This window comes from Pedobacter sp. 01N416 (assembly GCF_056399685.1).
In genome coordinates this window covers 1-7,466 of record NZ_JBFTRT010000234.1, presented here as the reverse complement: position 1 = coordinate 7,466, position 7,466 = coordinate 1, and the positions used below count along the sequence as shown (strand labels likewise).

Annotated in this window: 4 protein-coding genes; 1 reads left to right on the top strand and 3 read right to left on the bottom strand. The window is 38.6% G+C overall.

Translation table 11 applies throughout. The features are described from left to right. Positions 1-169: 169 nt before the first annotated feature. Both AC1DND_RS14205 and AC1DND_RS14200 read right to left on the bottom strand, forming a co-directional pair. Positions 170-2,173 carry a RagB/SusD family nutrient uptake outer membrane protein gene (locus AC1DND_RS14205; protein ID WP_477582503.1) on the bottom strand — a complete coding sequence of 668 codons (2,004 nt, stop codon included), beginning with the start codon at positions 2,171-2,173 and terminating at the stop codon, positions 170-172. Positions 2,174-2,196: 23 nt separating this feature from the next. Continuing rightward, entirely contained in the window at positions 2,197-5,430 is a 3,234-nt protein-coding gene (locus tag AC1DND_RS14200; protein ID WP_477582501.1) for a SusC/RagA family TonB-linked outer membrane protein, read from the bottom strand. Positions 5,431-5,455: 25 nt separating this feature from the next. Here AC1DND_RS14200 and AC1DND_RS14195 point away from each other — a divergent pair, with 25 nt between their 5' ends. Beyond that, positions 5,456-5,605, top strand: coding sequence for a hypothetical protein (locus tag AC1DND_RS14195; RefSeq protein WP_477582499.1), 150 nt, complete (start codon positions 5,456-5,458; stop codon positions 5,603-5,605). A gap of 732 nt (positions 5,606-6,337) precedes the next feature. Here the strand turns inward: AC1DND_RS14195 and AC1DND_RS14190 are convergent. Further along, positions 6,338-7,466: RagB/SusD family nutrient uptake outer membrane protein (locus AC1DND_RS14190; RefSeq protein WP_477582497.1), on the bottom strand; the 1,129-nt coding region annotated here is incomplete at its 5' end.

Sequence of the window (7,466 nt, the reverse complement as noted above, 5' to 3'; positions counted from 1 at the left end):
CCATTGGTAACGGAAACATTGGACACTTTTCCGGGAGGATTGGTATTTTTTTCCAATGGAACAATTTCTTCTTCCTTGCAACTCGAAAAGGCTACTGCTAAACCAAACAGCAACACAAGCAGGTTTCTATTCATTCTTTTCATATTGAATATTTTTATAAAAATTAATACTACCAACCTGGGTTTTGAACCAGTTTAGGGTTAACTGTTAAATCATAAGTTCTTAGTGGCCACAAATAATCACGTGGTGCCACAAAATTCTGGTTAAATATGGTTCTAACACGGTAATACTCTGAAGCCGTTGGCTGATAAACGCTCCATCCTGTGATGGATTGGTTAAACATTTCTGCAGCTCTTTTCCAACGCTTAATGTCCCAGTAGCGGCTACCTTCAAATGCCATTTCAATCAATCTTTCTTGCTGGATAATTTCGCGCATACCGTCTTTTGAAGTGTACTTGCCCGGATTGTTGGAATAAGTGGTCCATGAGGTTTGCACCGTTTGTAGTCCAGCTCTTGTTCTAATTTTGTTTATGTATTCGTAAACATCAGCAGAAGGACTGGCCAGTGTTTCGTTTAAAGCTTCGGCATACATTAAATAAAGATCTGCCATTCTTACCTGCGGCCATGGATAATCGCGATAACTGGCACCGTTGGTACCATTAATCATGTTCCAATCTACCAGTTTCTTGATAAAATAGCCGGTTTCGTTGTACCATCCAAAGTTGTTTGCACCGGCAACCTGATTAGATTTTCCTTCTAAAACAAATGTTCCCTCGTCAGAATTGGTTGGACTATCATATTTGTACCAAACACCACCATCAAAGCCTAAATCGGCATAAAACCTTGGTTCTCTATCAAAATTGATCCTCGCCGTGGTGTAACCTTCTTTAACATAAAACCGCTCACTTTTAACAGCTGTCCTTAGGGTATATTTATTGGTAAAATCGAGGGTTTTATCTTCATTGATCGGCACGCCATTTCTGCTATAAAACATTTCGGCAATTTTTAATGGTGGCGCCAACTGCTGTCTGGCACTACCAACCACCACAGTTGCAGCTAAACGCGGCATAGCAGCTCTTTGCATGTTAAAGGTTCTGCTGTTCGGATTTGCCCAAACATGCTCCAGGTTTACATTGAAACGCTCAGTTACGGCACCCTTAATGGTTAATTGCCTCAAGGTAGTATCTGATAGTTTAAAGGTGGTACCCGGAAACTGATATAATTTAAATCCAGCAGCTTCTGCACCTTCAATTGCTGCTTTGGCAGCATCGGAAGCTCTTTTCCATTTATTGGCATCGTAAGTGGTATTAAACAACACTACCCCATCCTTATCTCTAAAATTACTATAGTCGGTATTGCCATTAAACAGTGGGCTTGCAGCAGTTAACAGCAGTTTTGCTTTTACAGCAAGTGCAATGGGCCTTGTAATACGTCCAAGTTCAGTGCTTTTATCCGTAATAATTTGAGGTAGGTTAGGAATAGCCTGATCCAATAATCCAACTACATAGTTTACACACTCATCAAAAGGCATTCTTTTAACCCTCACGTCTTCTTCAGTAGCACTAATTCCTAAATTGACATCGATAATTGGAATTGGACCGTACATCCTTAAGAGATAAAAATTATAATAAGCTTTTAAAAACTTAACCTCCGCAATCCATCTTTGTCTTTCATCTAAGCTTAAATCTGGTATTTTGCTTAAATCCTGTACGTTTTCCAGAAAAATATTACAGTTTCTAATGGCTTTAAATAAACCATAATTACCATTTGGGTTATCGTTATAGTTGAAAACATTGCCACCACCCTGATAGCGCCCATTCCAGGCATCCAAATACGGATTTTCGGCACCTTGGCTACCCCTGGCCATCCGCCAGCCATAAGAAATAAACTCTCTTTCATCTAGCGAGGTCCATATTTCATCACCAGCCATGAAGCCAGCATTAAGCAGTGGTTCTCCATCTTTTGGAAGAAAGGAATAACAAGTAAACAGGTATTTTTCGGCCTCATTTCTTAGTGTAAAGGCATTATCTATTGTAGCTACGTTATCGGGCACAATATCCAGGTATTTTTTACAAGAACTAATGGATATCACGATAGCGAGTATGGCCAGCGTAAGTTTAGCTAAACCTGGCTTTGCCGTATCTTTTCGAAATAAAATATTGTTGATTTTCATATTTATCTTTTTAAGCTCAATCGTTAGAATGAAACATTTAAACCTAAATTATATACTGTTTGTACAGGATAGCCTAAGCCATTTCCGCCCATTTCGGGATCCCAAAGTTTAAAATTGCTAAAACTGGATAGGTTGGTCGCATTTACATAAACCCTGGCACTATTAAAACCAAGTCTTTTTTGCAGTTTGGTTTGCAGATTATAACCAAGTTCTACACTCTTTAATCTTAAGAAAGACCCGTTACGCATCCACCAGGTAGAAGTACGGGTATTGTTATTTACAAAATTCGGACTTAAACGCGGCCAGAATGCATAGCTATCTCTATTTTGCTCAGACCAGTGACTATTGGCTATTACCTCTAATAAGCCATTTTGTGTAACATTAGGATTGCCAGTTTCATTATTGAGTACGAAAGGTGAAATATTACCTGGATTAATGAAAAACGAAGACCTGGCCGAACCTTGTAAAAATGCAGAGATATCGAAGCCTTTAAAACCAAACGTACCTCCAAAACCATAAACGATTTCAGGACTGGTAGGTAAACCAATAGGCACTTGGTCTACATCACTGATAATACCATCGCCATTTACATCTCTATACTTAATATCGCCACCACCATAGTCTAAACCTGGCACGCCTGCAAACTGCACAGGTGAGTTTTTAGCTTCGGCATCATCAATAAATAAACGTTCGGCAATGTAACCGAATGATTGGGTAGTGGGTAAACCAATATGGTAGCGATAAGCCTCTTTGGTACTAAATGAAGGCTCATCATAAATTAATATCTTATTGGTGGCATAAGTAAAGTTTCCCCTCATTTGTAGGAACATGCCGTTGTGAAACGATTTGTTATAGCTGGCAGAGAAATCGACACCTTTACTTTCGGCTTTATTGGTATTCGCCCGTACAGATGCCTGTAAGCCCATTGAACTTGGAATAAACGTTCTGTCGGTTAAAATGTTCGAACGCTCGTTTTTATAAATATCGAATGTTAAATTCAAGCTATTAAACAAGGTCATATCTAAACCAATGTTGGTTTGTTTAGATTTTTCCCAGGTAATGAATGGATTAGAATAACGCGAAATTGAAATACCATCTCTATAGTATAAACCATCTTCGCCAAAGCTCGAACCAAATGTTCCATTGTTCATGTTTACTTCAGAAAGGTAGAAGAAACGATCGGAATCATTTCCAATCTGATCGTTACCCACCAAACCAAAGGTTGCCCTTAACTTTAAACTATTGATTACGCTTGTAAGTGGCTTAAAATAGTTTTCATTCGAAATAATGTATCCTAAACCGAATGAAGGAAAGAAACCAAAACGGGTATTTTCTGCAAAACGTTCAGAACCATTATACCCAAAGTTGAACTCGGCCAAATAACGGTTATCGTATCCATAAGTAGCTCTTCCTGATACTCCCTGATTACGCGATGGTAAAGATAGCTGAAGACTACCCGGATTTGCAGCCAGATAATTTCTCATGGTTGTAATCAACATCACGCCAACTGCATGTTTCTCTTTAAAAGTACGGTTGTAGTTTGCAGAAAACTCGGCATAAAAAGTCGAATTTAAATCCTTTTTACCTTCCGAGTAACCTAGATATTCGGTACCTACCGGACCAATTGATAATGCACCGCCACCGTTAATCAAGGTGAGTCCGATTGATTTATCTGGCTGCTCAGTAGCCGAATAATAAAAAGGATTGTAAGCGCGGGAAATATCAAAATAAGAATATCTACGGGCATAACTCATCATCCTGGCGGTTAAACCTGGTGTAATAAATTTTAAATCCTGCTTAATTTCTATCTGCGTTTGTAATGTAGAAGCATTTTTATCCTGATAACCTTTTACCATTTCGGCATAAGGATTCATATATAAACCACCTCTTGGTGAAATAGCATTACCAAATAAGGGGTGGTTGCTATAAGGTGATAAACTTGCCGGATAAACCGCAGGAAACATTACCGGATTAGACCAAATTGCCCTGTTAAATGTAGCCCCACCGCCTCCTACAGGACCGGTATAATCGTCAAACTGCCCGTAAACACGGATAATTGCTTCGGTGGTGTTGGTTAAGTTAATATTTACGTTAGAACGGACAGAATAATTTTTTAACTTGATATTACTATTAAAATTATTTAGATCGGCAACTTTTAATACCCCATTATCAATATTGTAAGTACCTGCAATATAGTAGCTCGCCTTAGTACCCCCACCAGAGATATTTATGTTATATCTTTGATTCGTGGTATAATCTTTTATCAATTGTTCTATCCAATTGTTGTTTGGATAAAGCAATTCATTTTCGCCCGCTGCAGTTGCGTCAATTTTAGTTTGGAGATATGGTAATATGGCCAACCTGTTACGGGTAAGCGCAGCTTCATTTGCCAGCTTCATATACGTTACATTATCAGCAAACTGGAAGTTTTTAGTATTTGAGGAAAGTGATGACTCGGCCCTGAACCCAAATTTTGTTTGACCTGCAACGCCTGATTTAGTTAAAATAAGTACTACACCATTTGCACCCCTGGCACCATAAACTGCCGATGCTGTTGCATCTTTAAGTACGTTAAAAGAAGAAATATCATCAGGTTGCAAACGTGCCATATCGTTCTGGCTTGATTCGATACCATCGATCAGGATTAAAGGATCTTGTTTACCTGCACCGAAAGTTCCTAAACCACGGATAAAAAACTGTGCATTATCTGCACCAGGTTCACCGCTTCTTTGATAAGCAATCATACCAGCTACCCTACCCGCCATCATAGTGGTTAGGTTACTTGTTGGCCCTTTAAGCTCTTTAGGATTAATGGCGGTGATAGAACTGATTACACTCGTTTTTTTCTGTGTACCAAAGCCCACCACTGCAACTTCTTCTAATGAATTGGCATCTGATGAGAGGGTTACATTAATTACATAAACGCCTTCGGCATTTTTATCGTAATTGGCAATGGCAACATTTTTGGGTTTATAGCCCACCAGTGAGAACAACAATTTACCTGTTCTTGGCAATTTGATCGTATACCGTCCAAACTCGTCGGTAGATATTCCACGGTTGGTGCCCGAAACTTTTACGTTTACACCCGGCAGACCGCCCACGGTGTCTTTTACTATCCCCCTAACCGTTACATCTGTTTGTGCAGATACTGTTAAGCTAGAAGTTGTAATTACTAAATAGATCAAAAATTTTAAGATTKACCTAAGGGTAATACCCTGCTGGTGTAGCGGGATTTTTTTCGGTAGTTTTTTCTTCATAAAAATGGTTTAAAAATGGTTAGCTATGTCAATATCCGGCCAGATAGATTACCATCATATTGCACTCGTAGAGGCATTAGGCAATCATCCAATCGAAATATTCGTCAGTATGGTTTGGGAAATAGCACAATGCCCTTATCCCTGGCAATTGGTTTTGATTAGTGTGCTTTTATAAAAAAGCATTAATGTTATTTTATTTTGCCAGCGGTTTTAAAAAACGGAATATTGAGTAGATTTAGCTTTCTTCATAATTTTGGGATTAAGGATGAATAATTTGTTAAGGGTAATACTGATTTCGGGCAAACCTTCAATCAGCAATTAGTTCGACAGCAATGGGGTATTTGTTTGTTTGTTTTAATCTTTTCATGATCGGTTAAAGGTTTAGGTTTTGCTTCTAAAAAACAGGATACAGCCGCTCTAAATTTGCTGCATCCATTAATTATTCTAGGTAGTTAATCTGGAATAATCTGGATCGATCTAATATTCTTATACTTGGTTGAAACAAATTAACTATAAAAAAAGCGGTCGTAGTGAGGGGTAATACGGTAATAAGTAGGGGTTAAATTGTTATTTTTAGGCCATTTCCAGTGATTTTAAGACTTTCAAGAAAAATTAAACGTTTAATTGACGTTTAATTTAAAACACATATTCAAATCACTTTCCCTGTTATGGTAAAAATTGGCTTGTACGATCTGCTTTAGATCTGTCTTTTGAAGTGCTTATTTTGATAAGGTGCAGCAATAAACGTTCTATACCGAAGATTATGGCTGAATAGCCATTTAGGCTGTATCCTTGTAAGAAAGGTTCCGGTTAGATGTGCATACTGATTTGCATATAAACAAAAAACTCTCCGAACCTTTCTTTGCAGAAAGATAAGGAGAGTAGTTAATCATTAAATTCAAATAGGTTAATAGCCAGGGTTTTGAAGCATTGAAGGCATCTTCGAAACTTCCGACTGTGGAATTGGCATTAAATAATGTTGTGGATTAAATACGTGCTGACGGATGGTATTCACCACCTGATAGGTATACACATTACCTGTTTTAGTAATATTGATTGCTTTATTAAAACCATTGTTTACATCAACAGCAATTTTCCATCTTCTAATATCATTCCAACGGTGATCTTCATTCATCAGTTCGATGCGGCGTTCGTTCTGAATAACTGCTCGCATTTCATCAACAGACATATTGGCCTTTAAACCATATAAATTATCAGCACCAGCTGTTATACCTGCTCTTTTACGAATGGCTACTAGTTTGGGATATGCCAGTGCTGTTTGTCCGGTTTCGTTAATGGCTTCCGCATAGTTTAATAAAATCTCTGCATAGCGGATTAACGGCCAGCCCCTTTCTGTATTGAAAGAACTGTTGCTTGATATATTTTCGTCGCACATTTTGCGGGCATAATAACCCGTTGTTGTTGGTCCTGTCCCGTTTGAAGTATACCCATCAGTTGCAGCACCGTTATAGGTATTTACCACAATTTTAGTACTGGTTGTGGTACTGTAATACAGCGATTGATTGTAGATAATGGAATAACCAAATCTTGGATCGCGGTTTGTGTACGGGTTTGCTGCATCATAGCCAGAAGTAGGGTCGGTAATTGCTTTTCCATTTTTCATTGGGAAAGCTGTTGCCAGTTGCTGTGTTGGTGTAGAATTTTTTGCACCTCCCCTTGATGGTGGATTATAATAACCTTCAAAATCACGGTTAGACGGTCGGTTAAAGCTGAAAATATACTCAGAATTAACCCGTTTTAAAAACACATTGTAAAAACCATAGCCCGGAGCAGTTACATTATCTTCGAACAAGCTGTAGGTACCTGTATTAATTAATGTTTCATCAGCGTCGGCTGCTTTTTGCCAACGTGCCACACTATAACTGGGGTAACTTACAATTGGCTTTACAGCTGCCGATGCCTGGGTTATGGCGCCACCATTAAACAAAGGACTGGCGGCATACAATAAAACCCTCGATTTTAGTGCTAAACAAGCTCCTTTAGTTGCCCGGCCATAATCCTGTTCTGCATAATCA